The organism is Haladaptatus sp. W1 (genome assembly GCF_001723155.1).
Taxonomy (GTDB): domain Archaea; phylum Halobacteriota; class Halobacteria; order Halobacteriales; family Haladaptataceae; genus Haladaptatus; species Haladaptatus paucihalophilus.
On record NZ_MEIH01000376.1, the window covers coordinates 1 to 18,012 of the forward strand.

At 63.2% G+C, this 18,012-nt stretch carries 19 protein-coding genes and 1 pseudogene; 9 read left to right on the top strand and 11 right to left on the bottom strand.

Annotated features, from left to right (window positions below):
- Positions 1-136: 136 nt before the first annotated feature.
- Positions 137-1,243, bottom strand: a complete 1,107-nt coding sequence (locus BG842_RS22895) for a pyridoxal phosphate-dependent aminotransferase (protein WP_069452611.1) — start codon at positions 1,241-1,243, stop codon at positions 137-139.
- Between the two features lie 99 nt (positions 1,244-1,342).
- On the opposite strand from BG842_RS22895, the gene BG842_RS22900 reads away from it, so the two are divergent.
- Both BG842_RS22900 and BG842_RS22905 read left to right on the top strand, forming a co-directional pair.
- Entirely contained in the window at positions 1,343-1,846 is a 504-nt protein-coding gene (locus BG842_RS22900; protein WP_069452612.1) for a CinA family protein, read from the top strand.
- A 41-nt stretch (positions 1,847-1,887) separates the two neighbouring features.
- Positions 1,888-2,367 (top strand): metal-dependent hydrolase, encoded by a 480-nt coding sequence (locus tag BG842_RS22905; protein ID WP_069452613.1) that lies wholly within the window; start codon positions 1,888-1,890, stop codon positions 2,365-2,367.
- 3 nt (positions 2,368-2,370) lie between these two features.
- Here BG842_RS22905 and BG842_RS22910 read toward each other — a convergent pair whose 3' ends face one another.
- Positions 2,371-3,105, bottom strand: coding sequence for a PHP-associated domain-containing protein (locus BG842_RS22910; RefSeq protein WP_069452641.1), 735 nt, complete (start codon positions 3,103-3,105; stop codon positions 2,371-2,373).
- A 195-nt stretch (positions 3,106-3,300) separates the two neighbouring features.
- Here BG842_RS22910 and BG842_RS22915 point away from each other — a divergent pair, with 195 nt between their 5' ends.
- From BG842_RS22915 to BG842_RS22940, 6 genes are all read left to right on the top strand, one after another.
- Entirely contained in the window at positions 3,301-3,936 is a 636-nt protein-coding gene (locus BG842_RS22915; protein ID WP_069452614.1) for an HAD family hydrolase, read from the top strand.
- Positions 3,937-3,985: 49 nt separating this feature from the next.
- Positions 3,986-4,294, top strand: a complete 309-nt coding sequence (locus tag BG842_RS22920) for a hypothetical protein (protein WP_007978360.1) — start codon at positions 3,986-3,988, stop codon at positions 4,292-4,294.
- Between the two features lie 58 nt (positions 4,295-4,352).
- Positions 4,353-6,320, top strand: coding sequence for an AMP-binding protein (locus tag BG842_RS22925; RefSeq protein ID WP_069452615.1), 1,968 nt, complete (start codon positions 4,353-4,355; stop codon positions 6,318-6,320).
- Positions 6,321-6,420: 100 nt separating this feature from the next.
- Positions 6,421-7,317: an FAD:protein FMN transferase gene (locus BG842_RS22930; protein WP_254663411.1), complete on the top strand. Its 897-nt coding sequence runs from the start codon at positions 6,421-6,423 to the stop codon at positions 7,315-7,317.
- On the top strand, positions 7,301-7,612 hold the full coding sequence (locus BG842_RS22935) for a hypothetical protein (RefSeq protein WP_069452617.1): 312 nt from the start codon (positions 7,301-7,303) through the stop codon (positions 7,610-7,612). Before BG842_RS22930 ends, BG842_RS22935 begins: the two co-directional genes overlap by 17 nt.
- Entirely contained in the window at positions 7,609-8,148 is a 540-nt protein-coding gene (locus BG842_RS22940) for a hypothetical protein (protein WP_069452618.1), read from the top strand. Before BG842_RS22935 ends, BG842_RS22940 begins: the two co-directional genes overlap by 4 nt.
- Here the strand turns inward: BG842_RS22940 and BG842_RS22945 are convergent.
- The 4 genes and pseudogenes from BG842_RS22945 to BG842_RS22960 all read right to left on the bottom strand — a co-directional run bounded on the left by BG842_RS22945 (position 8,142) and on the right by BG842_RS22960 (position 10,610).
- A complete protein-coding gene (locus BG842_RS22945; protein ID WP_069452619.1) occupies positions 8,142-8,657 on the bottom strand; it encodes a metalloregulator ArsR/SmtB family transcription factor in 516 nt (171 codons plus the stop codon). The two genes, BG842_RS22940 and BG842_RS22945, sit on opposite strands and share 7 nt — an antisense overlap.
- Positions 8,658-8,659: 2 nt before the next feature.
- On the bottom strand, positions 8,660-8,941 hold the full coding sequence (locus BG842_RS22950; protein WP_007978349.1) for a hypothetical protein: 282 nt from the start codon (positions 8,939-8,941) through the stop codon (positions 8,660-8,662).
- 127 nt (positions 8,942-9,068) lie between these two features.
- Positions 9,069-9,832 (bottom strand): annotated as a pseudogene (locus BG842_RS22955) (aldo/keto reductase).
- Positions 9,833-9,908: 76 nt separating this feature from the next.
- A complete protein-coding gene (locus BG842_RS22960) occupies positions 9,909-10,610 on the bottom strand; it encodes a hypothetical protein (RefSeq protein ID WP_069452620.1) in 702 nt (233 codons plus the stop codon).
- Positions 10,611-10,743: 133 nt separating this feature from the next.
- Between BG842_RS22960 and BG842_RS22965 the strand changes: the two genes are divergently transcribed.
- The gene (locus BG842_RS22965; RefSeq protein WP_069452621.1) at positions 10,744-12,186 is read left to right on the top strand and encodes a short-chain fatty acid transporter; all 1,443 of its coding nucleotides are present in this window, start codon (positions 10,744-10,746) and stop codon (positions 12,184-12,186) included.
- Positions 12,187-12,616: 430 nt separating this feature from the next.
- On the opposite strand, the gene BG842_RS22970 is transcribed toward BG842_RS22965, so the two are convergent.
- The 5 genes from BG842_RS22970 to BG842_RS22990 all read right to left on the bottom strand — a co-directional run bounded on the left by BG842_RS22970 (position 12,617) and on the right by BG842_RS22990 (position 17,827).
- Complete coding sequence (locus BG842_RS22970; RefSeq protein ID WP_069452622.1) at positions 12,617-13,282, bottom strand: hypothetical protein; 666 nt, start codon at positions 13,280-13,282, stop codon at positions 12,617-12,619.
- Positions 13,283-13,343: 61 nt separating this feature from the next.
- Positions 13,344-14,498, bottom strand: coding sequence for a molecular chaperone DnaJ (gene dnaJ, locus BG842_RS22975; protein ID WP_069452623.1), 1,155 nt, complete (start codon positions 14,496-14,498; stop codon positions 13,344-13,346).
- A 97-nt stretch (positions 14,499-14,595) separates the two neighbouring features.
- Positions 14,596-16,509 carry a molecular chaperone DnaK gene (dnaK, locus tag BG842_RS22980; RefSeq protein WP_069452624.1) on the bottom strand — a complete coding sequence of 638 codons (1,914 nt, stop codon included), beginning with the start codon at positions 16,507-16,509 and terminating at the stop codon, positions 14,596-14,598.
- A gap of 280 nt (positions 16,510-16,789) precedes the next feature.
- Positions 16,790-17,446, bottom strand: a complete 657-nt coding sequence (locus tag BG842_RS22985) for a nucleotide exchange factor GrpE (protein ID WP_069452625.1) — start codon at positions 17,444-17,446, stop codon at positions 16,790-16,792.
- Positions 17,447-17,479: 33 nt separating this feature from the next.
- Positions 17,480-17,827, bottom strand: a complete 348-nt coding sequence (locus BG842_RS22990; protein WP_007978334.1) for a hypothetical protein — start codon at positions 17,825-17,827, stop codon at positions 17,480-17,482.
- Positions 17,828-18,012: the final 185 nt, after the last annotated feature.

The following is an 18,012-nucleotide window of genomic DNA, read 5'->3' on the forward strand; positions in this document are numbered from 1 at the left end:
ATCGGCCCCCACCTCTCACGAGCATTTAAATACGAAGCCGAAACCAACCTCGGTGGACGAGTTCGGGTTGCGGAGTTCCGGGCGGTTCGCAACCCACAGTCTGCCTAACCCAAATCGGGTGCGCCAATCGGGCGAGTCAGCGGTCGCTGAAGTAGTCCGCGAGTCGTTCGGCCGCCTCTTCGGCGCGGGGGGTGACGAGCGCGAAGCGAACCCAGTCGTCGCGCGAGGAGCCGAAGGCTTCGCCGGGCATGCCAGCCACGCCCGCCTCGTCGATGAGTTTCTCGACGTTCGAGAGCGTGCCGGGGAAGTCGGGGAACCGCGCCATGACGTAGAAGGCACCGTCCGGCGTGGTGTAGTCCGCCCCCGCCGCGTCGAGCGCGTCGGTGAACGTCTCGATGCGCGACTCGAGGAGCCTGCGGTTTTCCTCGTAGTACTCCCGCGTCGTCTTGCGGAGCGCGTGGAGCACCGCGTACTGCGACGGCCTGCTTCCGGCCACGTTCGTCAGCATGTGGCGCGTCTTCGCCACGTCCACGAGGTCCGGCGGGAAAATCGCGTAGCCGACCCGAAAGCCGGTGATGGCCAACGACTTGGAAAACGAGTTCGTGACGACGCGGTGGTCCGAATCGAACGTCAACGCGCTGGTGAACTTCCCGGAAAAGTCGAAGTGGTCGTACACCTCGTCGCTCACGAGGAGCGCGTCGTACTCCTCGGCGATTTCTACGAATTCGCGCATCGCCTCCTCGTCGTACACCGCACCGGTCGGGTTGTTCGGCGAGTTGACGACGATTCCGGCGGTGTCCTCGCTCGCCGCCTCTCGAACGTCGTCGGGGTCGAGCGTGCCGTCCTCGGCGGTGGCGACGAAGCGCTGTTTCGCATCCAGCATCGTCGTCTTGCCGGGGTAGTACGGATACACCGGGTCGGTGAGAATGAACTCGTCGCCCGCTTCGCGCTCCATCGCCCGCGCCATAGCGAGATAGTTAGCCTCGCCGCCACCAGCGGTCACGACCACCTGAGAAACATCGACGTCGCGCCGCGCGGCGATCTCCTCGCGGAGTTCGACCAGTCCTTCGCTCGGCGGGTACTGGAAATCCTCCCCGCCGAGGTCGGCGTACTCGTGAAGTCCCTCGGCAATGCCGGGCGGCGACCCCCAGTCGGGATTCCCGCTTACCATGTCGATGACGTCGCGGTCGGCGTCCGTCGCGTATGACATCACGTGAAAGAACAGCGGCGTGTCGTAGTCCATACCGCACGATTGCAGCACTGCCAAGTCTTTCTTTCGCCCACGACTATATCCGCCGGTCCGACCCGCACTTTCTTTCTCGCCCGCCCCGTCCACTCCCGCATGAGCACGAACGACGACGCCATCGAGAAGCGGGTTGGAGACGCGCTCCGCGAGTCGGGCGCGACGGTCGCAACCGCCGAGTCCTGTACCGGCGGCCTCATCGGGTCGCTGTTGACGGACGTACCGGGGTCAAGCGACTACTTCGACCGGGGACTCGTCACCTACTCGTACGATGCGAAGATGGAACACGTCGGCGTCACGCGCGAGGCGCTGGACGAACACGGTGCCGTGAGCGAACCCGTCGCCCGGCAGATGGCCCGCGGCGTGCGCGACGCCGCGGGAACGACGTGGAGCGTCGCCACGACCGGCATCGCGGGACCGACTGGGGGAACGGAGGACAAACCCGTTGGAACCGTCTTCATCGGGGTCGCCCACGCCGGTGAGTGGGGAAGCGGCGAGAGCTATTCGTCGGTCGCGCGCCACGAGTTCGACGGGTCGAGACAGGAGATAAAGGCAAAAATAGCGCGACAGGCCCTCTCCGACCTCTTCGTCGAACTGGAGTGAAAGGGAAAACCTTGATAGTTCGGGGTGGGACCTGCAACCGAATGAACCGAAAGGAACACGTCATGAACGCGGCACTTCTCGGTATCGGTCTCGGATACGTCCTTCATCCGGCGGGGGACACGACCACGTTCTACACCATCGTCGAGGTCGGCGTTCCGGTCATCCTCGGCGCGCTCTTTCCCGACGTGGATACCGCGTTCGGCAAACACCGGAAGACGCTCCACAATCTCCCGGTGCTCGCGCTGTTCTACGTCTTCCCGATGGTGTTCGGGAACTTGCAGTTCGTCTGGATCGGCATCCTCACCCACTACGCTCTCGACATGCTCGGAAGCAAGCGCGGCCTCGCGCTGTTCTATCCGTACGAGAAGGAGTTCGGCGCGCCGTTCGGCGTTTCGGTGAGTAGCAACTACGCGATGATGGTTACGCTGGCGGTGACGGCTTTCGAATTGGTCGTCGCGGCGCTCTTCGTCAATCGGCAGTTCCTCGTCCACACCGGACTCACGGCAGTCGGGATTCAGTAGGTTTCAGTAAACGCTGCTATCGTCGAACTGTCCATCGTAGGCCTCGTGGTCGGGATGCGTCGGTTCCATTCCCGAGAGGACGAGACGGTCGATTTTCTTCCACGAGTTCTCCCACCCGAGGTGTGCGAACTCCACCCGTCGCCGGAGTTCGTGGCTTCGCCCCGTGCGGTGGACGACGCGCGTCACGTTCCCCGTCCGGAGTTGCTCGACCAACTCGGCTTCCGTTTCGACGGGGGTGTTGAACGCCGTCCACACCTCGCCGATGGTTCCGCGGAGATGGGCGTACGACGACCCGAACGCGGATTTGTCGGTGGTTTCGACGATAGCTTTCGCCCGATGGTTGTGTCGCTCCCAGTGTTTCGGGTTGTACGTCTCGACGGCGTGAATCACGTCGCTGTGGACGCGAATATCGCCCTCCGAGACGCCCACGCTCAAGAACTCGGGGTGAGGTATCAAGACCGCGGCGTTCTGTCGCTCGAACTCCGCCATCGCGCCGGTAAGCGTGATGAAATCCGGGACGGGTTCGTCGAGTCCGAGGGCAAGGACGTGTTTTCGGTTTCGCCACGTCCCGGTGAACACCTCGCGTGCGGGCACGACGAGCAAGTCGTCGTCGGAGAATCGCTCCGTCCGTCGACGAATCTCCGGGAGGCGGACGAAGTGCGGCGCGTACACCAAGGCGTCGAGGCCGCGTTGCTTCGCCCGGCGGACAACCTTCTCGTCTAGCACTTTGACGTGCATGTCTATCCTGAACTCGTCGCGGTCGGTCACACTCGTTCGTTTCGCGTGTCGAACGATAGGGATTCTGGTTTCGGAAGCCCTCGGTTAATCGAACGAACAATCGTGTTCGATGCTCGTCGGGTAGTGGGGCCTCGCCACCCTTCCACCCCACTTCCTCCCAAAAGTACAAACCGTTCCGTTCGATACCGACACTTGATGGCTACCTGTTATTTCGACCTCGACGGAACGCTGGTACGTCACACGGCGTCGTTCGAGGAGATGTTCGTTGCGGCACGGGAGAGTCTGGGTATCCCCGACCGCGACGGGCTTCACGATAGCTACGTGACGGCGTTTCTCGACTACTTCTTGGCGTGTGACGACGAGCCGTATCGGGCCGCGATGAGCGACATCTGCGCCGAGTTCGACCTCCCGACCGACGGCGAGACGTTCGCGGACGCGCGAATCGAGACGGAACTCGAACGAACCGAACTCGTTTCCGGCGCGCACGAACTGCTCACGGACCTCGAAACCGACCACACGCTCGGCGTCCTGACGAACGGCGTCGGATGCGTCCAGCGCGAGAAGTTGCGACGTCACGGTCTGTCCGAGTACTTCGATGCCGAAATCATCTCCTGTGAAGTCGGGTTGAACAAACCCGACACGGAAATCTTCGAACTGGCTCGGCAGGAGTTGTCCGGCGATGAATACGCGTTCGTCGCGGACGACCTCGAACGCGACGTTCTCCCGGCGCAGGCCGTCGGATTCACGGGGATCTGGATTTCTGAGACGGACGATCCGCGGGCCGACGCATCCATCGAGTCGCTGTCTGCGGTTCGACCCGTTCTCGCCTGACGAGCAAGAAACAGTTATATCATGGGAATTAGAGAATCAACACACGAAGATGAGCGCTTGGGAATGTGACATCGACGGCTGTGGGGAACGGTTCGACAGCGTCGAAGACGCCATCGTCCACCAGACTTCGGAGCACGAACGCCAGGAGTGCAAAGTCTGCGGGGCGGTCGTCCCGGACGGCTACTTCGCCATCCGCCACGCCTTCGACGAGCACTCACGCGCCGAGTACGTGCGTGCGTACGATGCGAATTCGAGCGACGTGCGGACGCGCGAGCGAATTCGCGACGAAATCGAGGAGACGGCGGATCTCAAGGGAGTCGTCTCCCGACTCGACCTAACGGGCGGCGAACTGCCCTGAATATGTAATAAACTATTTTGAGGCGCGTGCGCAACGGTTTCCACATGGAGGTCACGACATGGATACACTCGCGGATGTAGACGAAATCGTCCACGAGCCGTCACGGGAGTTCGTGGAATCGACGAACGTCTGGGAGTTCATGCAGGAACACGACATCGATGACTACGAGGAACTCATCGAGCGCACGTGCTCCGAAGTGGACTGGTTCTGGGACGAGATGGTCGACTACCTCGACATCGACTTTTACGAGGACTACGACTCCGTTCGGGACGACAGCGAGGGGCCGCAGTTCTCGGACTGGTACCCGGGCGGGAAAATCAACATCGCCCACAACACCCTCGACCGGTACGCGCAGGTCGATAGCCCGGAACGGAACCGCGTCGCCTGCATCTGGGAGGGCGAACCGGGTGACGTGCGCGAAATCACGTACCACGAGCTATACCGGGAGGCGAACATGGTCGCCAACGCGCTCGAAGAGCGCGGCATCGAGACGGGCGATACGGTGGGCCTGTACATGCCGATGGTTCCCGAAGTCATCTCGATACTCTACGGCATCCTCAAGGTCGGCGCGATAGCCGTCCCCATCTTCTCCGGGTTCGGTACCGACGCCACCGCGACTCGCATCGAGGATTCGGAGTGTTCCGTGTTGTTCACCGGCGACGGATTCTACCGCCGCGGCAGCGAGGTCGTCCTGAAGAACACGGCCGACGAGGCCATCGAGGAGGCGGGCCACGTCGAACACACCATCGTCTACGACCGACTCGGCAGCGACGACATTCCATGGGACGACGAACGGGACGAGCGATGGGACGAGGCCGTCCTCGAACAGGACGACGAGTACGAGACGAAGGAACTGGACGCGAGCGCCGAGTCCATGCTCCTCTACTCCTCGGGAACGACGGGCAAACCGAAGGGCATCGTCCACACGCACGCCGGCCAACTGATGCAGTGTGCGAAGGAGATTTACTTCGGCTTCGACCACAAGGACGCGGACCGGTTCTTCTGGGTGTCCGACATCGGGTGGATGATGGGACCGTGGACGCTCATCGGTAACCACGCGTTCGGCGGCACGGTCTTCATGTATGAAGGTGCGCCGGACTACCCCGACCCCGACCGCTTCTGGGAGATGATAGACCGCCACGGTCTGACCGTCTTCGGCATCTCGCCGACCGCGATTCGGGCGCTCCGCCAATACGGTGATGAGTGGTTGGACGACTACGACCTCTCCTCGGTCCGCCTGCTCGGGTCGACCGGCGAACCGTGGGACCCCGAATCGTGGCTCTGGTTCTACGAGAACGTCGGCGGAAGCGAGGCACCGATAATCAACATCTCGGGTGGCACCGAAATCTGTGGGTGCTTCCTCATGCCGATGCCGATACAGTCGCTCAAACCCTGCACGCTCGGCGGACCGGGACTCGGCATGGACATCGACATCGTGAACGCTAACGGCGAGTCCATCGCCGATACGCACGAACGCGGCTACCTCGTCGCCCGCGACTCCTGTCCGTCGATGACGAAATCGCTCTGGTCGGGCGACGAACGGTATCTGAACACCTACTGGTCCACGTTCGACGACATGTGGAACCACGGCGACTGGGCGCAGAAGGACGAGGATGGCTTCTGGTTCCTGCACGGCCGCTCCGACGACGCCATCAACGTCGCCGGGCGGAAGGTCGGTCCCGCCGAAGTGGAAGGCGCGCTGATGGACCACGACGCGGTGAACCAGGCCGCCGCGGTCGGCGTCCCTGACGACACGACCGGACAGGCCGTCGTCACCTACGTCATTCTCGAACCCGACGTGGACGCGGGAGACGACCTCCGTGCGGACCTCCGCGAACAGGTCGGCGAGGAACTCGGCAAGCCGTTCCGCCCGCGCGAAATCATCTTCGTGGACGAGTTCCCGAAAACCCAGTCGGGGAAGATAATTCGCCGGGCCATCGAGGCGGCCTACACGGGCGAGGATTTGGGCGACATGTCGAGCATCGAGAACCCCGATTCGCTCGAAAAATTGGACGAAGCGAACTGAGGTCGCCCGATTCGACGGGCGACCGTTCGATTCGACGATTGGACGAACATTCGATAGATGGACGCGAATCGCTATTGAGTCGGCCTTTGAACTCGGTTGTATGCATCGCCCTCGGATACGTTCCCGATTGGGGGATTCGACACCGAAACACCGACTGTACGCGACGGTTGGCGAAGCCACCACGTCGTTCGACTGTTGTGATACGACTTTTCGAATACACGCGGATGGAGTCCGGGCGGAGCTGGCATGCGAGCGGGCGAAGGACACCGCGCTCCGGTTGGAACGGCAACTCGACGCGTTCGACGAATCGAGCCAGGTCGCCCGCCTGAATCGGTCGGGGCGCGTCACGAACGCCCACGTCGCACGAATCGTCCGCCGCGGGCTGGAGTACTACGAACGGACTAACGGCGTCTTCGACATCCATCACGGAACCATCGAACACGAACTGAAGGCGTACATTCGCGGCGACTGTTCCACCGTCTCCGAGACGTTCGACCCGTCGTCGGTCGCGGTCGATGGCGACACCGTGACGACCGACGGACCGCTCGACTGCAACGGTCTCGCCAAGGGATACATCGTGGACCGGGCGCACGCCGAACTCTCGGGGCTGGGCCGCCGGGGATTCGTCGACGGCGGCGGCGACATCGCACGGCCGACCGGACCGGTCGGCATCGAGAGTCCGTACGGCACCGAGACGAATCTCCGCGTGCTCTCGACGCCGTGGAACGTCGCCACGTCAGGCGGCTACCGCCGCAACCGCGACGGGAGAGAGCACATCTACAATCCGAAGGAGGAACGTACCCGGTCGCACAACGACCTCGTGACGGTCGTCGCGCGTCGGGACTGCATGGAAGCCGACGCGCTCGCCACCACGCTCGCCGCGCTCCGACCCGAGGACGCGATTCGACTCGCCGAGGACTGGGACGGGGCGGAGGCGTTGGTCGTCCATCAGGGCGTCTTCCACGAAACGGAGGGATTCGATGAACACGTCCGGTAAACGCCGCCGAACGCTGCTCGCGCTGACCGTCGTCGTCCTCGCGCTCGTCTGTGTGACCGGAGTCATGGCCTATCGGACGACATACCAAGGGACGGGCAACGACCATTCGCCGCAAGCGACCAATCCACAGCAGTATCAACCACCCGACGGCGGGCGAGCGGTCTCCGAGCGCCACGAGTACGATGAAGACGATGAGGGGGAGTACGATGGCGGCAGCGGCGGCGGCAACACGAACGCCGCCGGAACGTGTCAGAGCGGCTGCCAGACCGTCGTGACGACGACCCGCGCCTCATGAACGAAGTCGTTACCCTCGCGCTCTGGTACCTCGACCGCGCGTCGGCGCTGGTGCTCTATCCGGCACTCTGGCTCACCGTGTTGACGGGCGTGTTCTTCACGGAGCGGCGGTTCGGCGCGATACACCGGCTATCGCTACGGACGCACATCGAACTGGCCGTCTTCGCGGTCGGTATGATGGTCCTGCACGCCGTCGTCGGGACCATCGACGCGTGGTTGGTGGTGGACGGAATCGCCCCCGCGCCGAACTATCCGTTCTCCCTGTTCATCGCGGGCGTCGGCGTCGGCGGCGTCGCCGTCGTGTTGGTCGTCGTGGCCGTGTTGGGGTTTCTCGAACCGCGTCGGTTCGAGCACCCGAAAGCGATTCACGCCCTCGCCTACGGTGGGTTCGCGTTTGCGACCATCCACGCGGTCGCTATCGGGAGCGACATGACGGGACTGCTCGGGCAACTCGTCGCCGCCTCGGTCGGCTTCGTGGGCGTCGCGCTCGTCTCGAAACTGTTCGGCGGAATCCGCGCGGCCCGTCCGACTCAGTAGACGTCCCACAGGTCGAGCACTTTATCGAGGAGACGGTCGCGGAAACTCGCTTGATAGGTCGCATAGAGGCCCATCACCTGGTCCGGGTCCCGAAGCGAGTAGAGCACGGTGCGCCCGTCGCGTTCCTTTTCGACGATTTCCTCCTCGTGGAGTCGTGAGAGGTGCCACGAGACGGTCGAGCGTGACTTGCCGACGCGTTCGCTCAGGGCCGCGGTACTGAGTCGCTCCTCCGACGCGAGAAGGGCGATAATTCGACGCGAGTACGTCCGGCGAAGCGCGTTCATCGTCGATTTGTCCGCCGCTTCGAACGAGTGGGCCGGGTAGTAGCGCGTGAAGTTACCGTCGTCAGATGACTCGACGAGCCCTTCGTCTTCGAGCCATCGGAGGTGGTACTGAATCGTCCCCTGTGCGTACTCGTGTCGCCGGAGAAGTTCACGGAAGTGAATCCCGGGCGTCTCCCGTATTTCGCCGAAGATGACGCGCCGTGATTCGAGTTCGGGCTCGTCCATGTTCAGTCCCGTGCGATTGCCACGAAGAACAACAGGAGACCCAGCAGGACGAATAACGACGAGAGGTGGTCGATGAGCTCCGGCCGTACCGACATCAAGAACGTCTCTTCGAGGACGACCGCGAGCCCTCGGAGGGCGAACAGCACGTACGCAACGGTGACGATAGCCAACCGTCGCTCGCGTTCGCGTCGCCACGTCAGGTAGGTCAACGTCCCTAGCCCCACGCTGAGGAGCAGTATTCCGAGGCTAACGACTAACTCGAGGTCGTGCGGGCGGACGGGCATTGGCTACCGAATTCGATTCCGACTATCGAGAAAAGCGTTCTCGTACAGTCGTCTAACGGTCGCGTTCGGGACGGTATCGTCCGATTCGAATCCCGTTCCGCGACGAAACGTCCGATTACTCCTTCCCCTATTCGAACAGCTTCTTCTCGCGGTCGATAGCGTCGATTCGCGCGACTGCCGCCGCGTCGAGTCGGATGTCCGCGGCCGCGAGGTTCTCGCGCAGATGCACGTCGCTCTCCGAACGAGGAATCGGTATCGCCCCTTCTCGACGAGCCACGCGAGCGCAATTTGTGCTTCCGTCGCGTCGTGGTCCTCCGCGAGGTCGTTCAGGACGGGGAGGTCGAACACCTCGCCGTGAGCGATCGGCGAGTAGGCGACGAGGTGGGTGTCGTGACGATGCGCGTCCGCGAGGAGTTCGGACTGGTCGTAGAGTGGGTGCATCTCGACTTGATGGGCGAATATCGGCGCGTCGAGCACCTCGCGCGCGACGGCGATTTCCTCGGCGGAAAAGTTGCTCACCCCGACGTGCCGGATTCGCCCGTCGTCCCGGAGTTCGTCGAAGGCTGGAAGCGTCTCCTCGGGGTCGTAGTCCTCTATCGGTCGGTGGACGTAGAGGAGGTCGACGGTATCCAAGCCGAGTTCGTCGAGGCTCTCCGCCGTCGTTTCGAGCACGTCGTCGGGTGCGAGACTGTCCGCCCAGACCTTCGTGGCGACGAACAGCTCCGAACGCGGAACGTCCGCGCGGTCGATGGCCTCGCCGACCACTTCTTCGTTGTCGTATATCTGTGCGGTGTCAAGGTGGCGATACCCCATCTCGATGGCGGCGGCGATTCGTTCGGGGTCGTCGATTCCCATCGTTCCCAAACCGATGGGCGAAAACTCGTCGGTCATGGCTCCCCGTTTGTGAGCGGGACAGGTAATCGGTGTGGTTGCGGTCGTCGAAGAGAAATCGACCGGTGTCCGGCCGCTACAGGGAAACTTCGCCCGGTGTGAGAACCGACGACTCGGGTGCGGCGGCGTCCGCGACAGCGAAATCGGCGGTCCGGTCGGCGTCGAGGACGATTTCGCCGCCGACGAGGAGCGGCGCGACGATACCGGCGGCGACCGTCCGCGGGTCAGCGAGCGGCGCACGAACCGCGACCGAATCACCCGATTCGAGGCCCCAGTCCGATGCGACGGCGTTCCCCGCATCGAGGAGGTCGGCGTGGGTGGCATCGCGCTCGCCCGAGAGCGCGAGCGTCTCGGGTGGGAACGGCGTCTCCGGGAACACCGGATTCTCGCTCCACACGTCGGTTTCGAAGTGCGAGACCGTCGGATCCGGGGCGGGGTCGCCGTAGGCGACGTACTGTCCGCCCGGCGGGAGTTCGTAGTCCGCGACCGATTCCGCTGGCGCGAGGAGCACCCGCCCGTCGATTTCCGTCGGCGGGTCGAACCGAACGCTCGCTCCGAGCAGGACCGCACCGAAGAACCCGAGAATGGGCTGTGCGGCGGGCGTCGCGTGGATAGCCACCGTCACACCCTCTCGAACGCCGAGATGTCGAAAGAAATTCCCCGTCTTCCACGCCGTCGTACACAGTCGGTGGTAATCGTATCCTCGTGAGTTCGGGACGGAAAGCGCCGGGTCGTCGCTCCGCCGTTCGCGGGCAACGAGGTCACCCAAAGTGTCCATATCGATTCTCGTCCGGGGGCGTGCAAAAGTTCCCCGATTCGAATAGTCGAGGGATATATGTTTTGGAAAGGTTCACCACTGACGCGTCTGACGAACGTTTATAATCGTTTGCTAGGGATGCACACACGCAATCATGGCAAACGTAATCAGGCGGATGGCAGAAGGCAGTTCACGACTCGTAGAACGGTATCTTCCGGACGCGTTTCTGTTCGCAATCATCCTCTCGTTCGTAGCCTTCGGGTTGGCATTCACGTTCGTCGCTCCACAGGGCGGGACGCTGACACACGCGGAAAACATCCTCGTCGATGGCTGGTACGGCGGCTTTTGGGGGCTTCTTTCCTTTGCGATGCAGATGACGCTCATCCTGATGACGGGGTACGCCCTCGCACAGTCGTCCGTCGTCGATAGCTTTCTTTCGCGCGTGGCGTCGATTCCGTCGAGCGAACGGAGCGCGGCCGCGTTGGTCCCGGTCGTCGCCGCCGTCGCGTCGTTCGTCCACTGGGGCCTCGGCCTCGTGGTCGGTGCCATCTTCGCGCGGAAAATCGCGGAGGAGATTCGCACCATCGACTTCCCAATCATCGTCGCCGGAGCGTACTCCGGGTTCATCGTCTGGCACGGCGGTCTCGCCGGGTCGATTCCGCTGGTGCTCAACTCGACGGGCGACGATAACTTCCTGCTCGCCAGCGGCGTGCTGAACTCGACCATTTCGACCGGCCAGACCATCTTCACGGTCGCCAACGTCGCTATCTTCGTCGTCATCGGTCTCGTCTTCCTCCCGCTCCTGTTCCTGCTGATGTACCCCGAGAGCGACGAGAAGAAACACCCCATCGACCCCGCCCAGCTCGACACCGCGACCGACGGCGGCACGGAAGCCGAAGCCGTCGTCGCGCCGTCGGCGACGAGCGACGACCTGACCGTCGCGGAGCGAATCGAACACTCCTCGTTCGTCGCGTACGCCATCGGCCTCTCGGGGTTGCTGGCCGTCGTCGGGTACTTCGGCCGCGGAATCGCCGACGGGACGATGCCGTGGAACAACCTCAACCTGAACATCGTCAACTTCACCTTCCTCTTCCTCGGCATCACCCTCCACGGCACCCCCGCGGCGTACATCGGCGCGATGAAGGAAGGGGTGGAGAACGTCTGGGGAATCATCCTCCAGTTTCCCTTCTACGCGGGTATCATGGGCATCATGGGCTACGCGCCGGAAGGATCGACCAGCCTTGCAACGCAAATCGCACAGGGAATGGTCCACCTCTCGCCCGACGGCACGCTCCCCGTCGTCGCGTTCCTCACGGCGGGTATCGTTAACGTCTTTGTGCCCAGCGGCGGCGGCGAGTGGGCCGTCGTCGGCGAAACCCTCGTGAAGGCGGCTCACGCCGGCGGGACGAGCGTCCCCCGCGTCGCCATGGCCGCCGCGTGGGGCGACGCGTGGACGAACATGATACAGCCGTTCTGGGCGATTCCGCTCCTCGCCATCAGCGGTCTCTCCGTCCGCGACATCATGGGCTACTGCGTGCTCGTCCTGCTCGGAAGCGGTCTCATCATCAGCGCGGGAGTACTCTTCCTGCCGATGTAACGGTACCTTTTACGACGGTCGAAAGCCAGCGGGCGGCCAAATCGGCCGCCCGCTGTCAGTCTTCCTGTAAACGGTTCATCAAAAGCACCGTCAGATCAACGCTCTGACGAGCCATTCGTTCGCACGGGAAGACAAACCGCGTCTTCCGTGCCCTCGTTCGTTGCACTCACGAGGACTTCGCTCACGAATACACTCCTCCTTCATTTCGCCGACCGACTCGTACCGCGAGTCGGTCGGCACCATTCAGTCGTCGGCCCGGGAAATCTCCGATTTTCCGGTGTCTCACAGTCGCGCGGCGATTGTGATGGCTCGAAAGACCGCAGGTCTTTCGGTGGCTGGGCTAGCGACTGGTGGTTGTGTCACTGGCTGACCTCTGATAGTTGTGTCACCGACAGACTGCACACGACTCGCTTCGCTCGTCGTGTGCGCGTCACTCGCTGCGCCGGAGCAGGTAGCCGAGACCGGCGATGCTTCCGAGCGCGGCCAGCCAGCCGAATCCGGGCAAATCCCCGCCGTCGGTCGTGGAGGTGGCCGCCCCCTCGGACGAGTTCGTCGCCGTTTCCGTCGTCTCGGTGGTTGCGGACGGTGTTGACGAAGAAGATGTCGTCCCCGTCGTAGTCGGCGTCGTTCCCGTGGTTGTCGTCCCCGTCGTGGTTCGATTCCCAGCGGTCGTGTTGTTCGCGGTCCGGGTCGTCGTCGGCTGGACGATTTCGAGTTCGCCGCGCATCGTCTCGGAGTCGAACTCCGAGAAGTACGTCTTCATCTTCTGGGTCGCCGTGAATTCGAGGGTCTGATTCTCCCCTCTCGTGTCCACGACCTCCGTCCGTTCGAGGACGTTTCCCTTCCCGTCCCCGATGGCGATGTTGTGCGAGTGGCCGTCCAAGTTCTCCCACGCGATGACGTACTCCTTTCCGGCCTTCATCTGAAGCGTCGGATTCGTCTTGCCTTCGATAGGGGGCGGCGATTGGCCCAACCATCCGGATAGCTGTCCACCGAGTTCGAACGTCGCGGCCTGCCCGCGCGCGAGGCCGACGAACGCCGTCGTTCCGAGGAGCGCCTGTACGAACCGCCGACGGGGGAGTTTCGGACCAGTCATTCGAGTGAGTGTGAGTATCTATATATCATCCCAAAACGGCTTAGCTTGTTCGGCTAGCCGCTCAGAAACTGCTCTTGATGCGCTCGAAAAAGCCCTTCTCGACGGTGACCTCTTCGCCGCCCGCCTCCGCGAACTCCTTCAGTGCCTCGCGCTGTTCGGCGTTCAGCGAATCTGGCGTGACGACCTGCACCTTGACGAAGAGGTCGCCGTTACCCCGCCGTCGGAGGTGCGGCATTCCCTTGCCGCGGAGACGGAACGTCTCGCCGCTTTGGGTCCCCTCCGGCACGTCCATTTCGACCGAGCCGTCGAGCGTCGGCACCTCGATTTTGTCGCCGAACACGACCTGCGGGAACGAGAGCGCCGTCCGATAGAACAGGTCGGACCCGTCACGCTCGTAGTCGGGATGCTCGCGCACCGACACCTCGATGAGCAGGTCGCCGTTCGGTCCGCCGTTCTCGCCCGGCGCGCCCTCGCGCTCCATCTGGAGCGTCTGGCCGTCGGCGATGCCCGCCGGGACGTCCACCTTCAGCGCCGCCTCGCGCTGGACGATGCCGTCGCCACCGCACTGGTCACACGTTTCCGAATATTGTTGCCCGTCGCCGTTACAGCGCGGACAGGTCTGTGACTGTTGGACGCGCCCGAACGGCGTCTGCTGGACCTGCGTGACCTGTCCCTGTCCGTTACACTCGGGGCAGGTGTTCACGTCCGCTCCCGGCGGGTGGCCCTCCCCGTCACAGGCGTCACAACGCTCGGGACGGCGGACCGTAATCTGCTTCGTCACGCCCTCGTAGGCCTCTTCGAGGTCGATCTCCATGCTGGTCCGGAGGTTCGACCCCTGGCGCGGGCGGTTCGGGTTGCGACGGCCACCGCCACCACCGAAGAACTCGTTGAAGATGTCGCCCATGCCGCCGCCACCGCCGCCGCCGAACGGGTTGCCGCGACCGGCACCGCCAGCACCGCCGGGGCCGCCGTCGAAGCCGCCGCGTTTCTCGGCCTGTTCGAAGCGGTCGTGACCCATCTGGTCGTAGGCTCGCCGCTTCTCGTCGTCCGAGAGCACTTCCTTCGCCTTTTTCACCTTCTTGAACTTCTCCTCGGCGTCCGGTTCGTCGCTCACGTCCGGGTGATACTCGGCGGCTTTCTTTCGATACGCCTTCTTGATTTCGTCCTCGTCGGCGTCTCGACTTACACCGAGTACGTCGTAGAAGTCCTCGCTCATCAGTTATCGTTTCTAATGTAGGATGGTATTTGAATCGTCCGTCTACCGGTCGGCGCGCCCGAAAACGACGAGCGTCCGGGGATTCGATGCGCTACCCTCAGTCTTCGGCTTCGTCGTCGTCCACATCCTCGAAGTCGGCGTCGACGTACTCGTCGGCGTCGTCAGCACCGTCTTCGGCACCGGCGCCCGCGCCGGGGTTCGGGCCGCCGCCCATGCCGCCGCCCATTCCACCGGGGCCTGCGGCACCGGCCTGCTGGGCTTGCTCCTGTTGCTGGTACATCTGCTTGCCGATCTCCTGCAGCGACTTGCTCAGGCTCTCGGTCGCGTCTTCGAGGTCCTCCTTCGACGCGTCGTCGTCTTCGAGCGTCTCCTGAACCGTCTCGATTTCGTCGCGGATGTCGGATTCGAGGTCGTCGTCGATGTTCTCCTCGTTCTCTTCGAGGAGCGTCTCGGCGCGCTGAACGGCGCCTTCGGCGGCGTTGCGCGCCTCGATGAGTTCGCGGCGCTCCTTGTCCTCCTCGGCGTGCTGTTCCGCCTCTTCCTGCATCTGCTCTATCTCCTCGTCCGAGAGACCGGCACCGCCTTCGATGGTGATCTCCTCGCTGTTGCCGGAGCCGTGGTCCTCGGCGGAGACGTTGACGATGCCGTTCTCGTCGATGTTGAACGACACCTCTATCTGCGGGGTTCCGGCGGGCGCGGGCGGAATGCCCGCGAGGTGGAACTCGCCGAGCAGTTCGTTCTGGTTCGCGATTTCGCGCTCACCTTGGAAGACGCGCACCTGCACCGAAGTCTGGTTGGCCGCCGCCGTGGTGAACACCTTCGACTCCTCGGTCGGGATTGTCGTGTTCTTGTCGATGAGGCGCTCGAACAGGCCGCCCTTCACCTCGATACCGAGGGAGAGCGGCGTCACGTCGAGCAACACGATGTCGTCCACGTCGCCGGAGAGGACGCCGCCCTGAATCGCCGCGCCGAGCGCGACGGCCTCGTCGGGGTTGACGTTCTTCTTCGGCTCCTGTCCGGTGAGTTCCTCGACCTTCTCGGCGACCTGCGGCATGCGGGTGGACCCACCGACGAGGATAACCTCGTCGATGTCGCTCTTCTCGTAGCCCGCGTCCGACAGCGCCTGCTCGGTCGGTTCGACCGTGCGGTCGATGAGGTCGCTCGTCAGGGACTCGAACTTGGCGCGGGTCAGGCTGTTTTCCAAGTGCACCGGGCCGTTGTCGGTCGCCGTGATGAACGGGAGGTTGATGTCCGTTTCCTTGCGGCTCGACAGTTCGATCTTCGCCTCTTCAGCCGCGTCCTTCAGGCGCTGGAGCGCCTGTCGGTCGTCGCGGAGGTCGATGCCGTGGTTCGACTCGAAGTCGTCGGCGAGGTAGTCGATGATGGCGTGGTCCCAGTCGTCGCCACCGAGGTCGTTGTCCCCGTTCGTGGCGACCACTTCGTAGACGCCGCCGCCGAGGTCGAGGATGGAAACGTCGAACGTCCCGCCACCGAGGTCGTAGACGAGGACGGTCTGGTCCGTGTCGTCGTCCAGTCCGTACGCCATTGACGCCGCCGTCGGTTCGTTGACGATGCGTTCCACGTCGAAGCCAGCGATTTCACCGGCGTCCTTCGTCGCCTGTCGCTGCTTGTCGTTGAAGTACGCGGGAACGGTGATGACCGCCTTGGCGATGTCGTCGCCGAGGTACTCCTCGGCGTCGCGCTTGATTTTCTGGAGAATCATCGCCGAAATCTGCTCCGGCGTGTACTCTTCGTCCTCGATTTCGACGGTGTAATCGTCGTCGCCCATGTGCCGCTTGATGGACTGAATCGTCTTCTCCGGGTTCTGAACCGCCTGGTTCTTCGCCGGTTTCCCGACCAGACGCTCACCGTCGTCGGAGAACGCGACGATGGACGGCGTGGTCCGGTCGCCCTCGCCGTTGACGATGATTTCCGGGTCGCCACCCTCCATGACCGCGAACGCGCTGTTCGTGGTACCGAGGTCGATGCCCAGTATCTTGTTGCTCGTCATTGTTGGGGCAACCTACCCGTTTGCGCCGGTTAAAGGTTACTAGATGTCACGAGGGTACGTCGAACCCCACCCCTCCGCTGTCTGTCGGTTTCTTTTTTCATCGTTTCTCCGCTTCGAGGGCTTTATATCGAACCGATATACTATCTGCCGTGCACGGTCCATCGAGTGGTTCGGCTCCTCGCCATCCCGCGCCCGGCGCTCGCGCTCGCCGTTTCGTTTTCGAATCGCAGTTGATATTCGAATCGCAGTCGATAGCGGGAAAATTGGTGAGGACGGGTCGTTACTCGTCGTCTCCGCTGCCGTCGCTGACGGTGACTTGCGCGGCTTGCAGAACCTTATCGGCCATCTCGTAGCCGGGTTGGTACACGTCGGCGATGGTGTCCTCCGGGTGGTCGCTCTCGACGCGAAGCATCACCTCGTGGCGTTTCGGGTCCACTTCCTCGCCGGACTCCGGGTGGATTTGCGAGACGTTCTCGTCCTCGAACACGCGGTCGAGTTCGCGCAGGGTGAGTTCCACGCCCTCGCGCAAGCTTTCGACGTCCTCGTGTTCGTCTTCGACCGCCCGGCGGAGGTTGTCCCGGACGTCGATGAGTCGTTCGATGAGGTTCTCGGTCGCGCGCTTTTCGAGCTGTTTCTGGCGCTTTTTTGCGCGCTTCTTGTAGTTCTTGAAGTCTGCGCGGTTGCGCCGCAGGCGCGCTTCGAGGTCGTCTACCTCCTCGTCGAGTTCCTGGCGCTCCGATTCGAGTTCTACAAGGCGGTCTTCCACGTCGGCGGCGAGGCTCTCGTCCTCGACGGCGACGCGCGCGACGAGGCTCGTGGTTTCCGGCCCGAGAACGTCCTCGTCCGGCGTCTCGTCCCCTGTCGCGTCTCCGTCGGCCGGGGATTCCTCGTCGGCTGGCTCTTCGTCTACCGTTTGGGCGGCCTCCTCCTCGGTCATATGCGTCGTAAGTCCTTGCTCGCGTTTAAGGGTTCAGAAACGGGACGCGAGTTCGATGCGGGCGAGCCAATCGAGGAGGACGTTTGCGAGTGTAGAATACGAGGGGCGGCCGACCAACCCGCTCAGCGGGTCGAACTCGACCAAGCCACGGTATGAGAGCGTCGGTAGTCGCGTCTGTGACAAGTCTTCGAGGACCGTCTCGAACGCGTCGTCGGAAACTGACGCGGTGGTTTCGTTCCGTTCCCACGCCGCGACATCCCTGACGAGGACTTCCAGTTCTATCGGCGCGGTTTCGGCGTGGCAGGCGAGCGAGTAGAGGACGTACCGGTTGCGACGCTCGGGCAGGCTGGCGAGCACCGAACCGACTGTTCCCCGAGACATCGAACTCGTTTTCCGTATCGTGACGGACGAATCTCAACCCTGCCAACCGTTTCCATCGTTCACCCAGTGTAACGGGAACACAGTTCGGTGATGGTCGGAGTTCTCCTCGGTTGCTCGCGGTCACGCAACGGGATGTGAACCTTTCGCCGACCACGACCCGACGGTAACGACGGCTTCACCGGGAT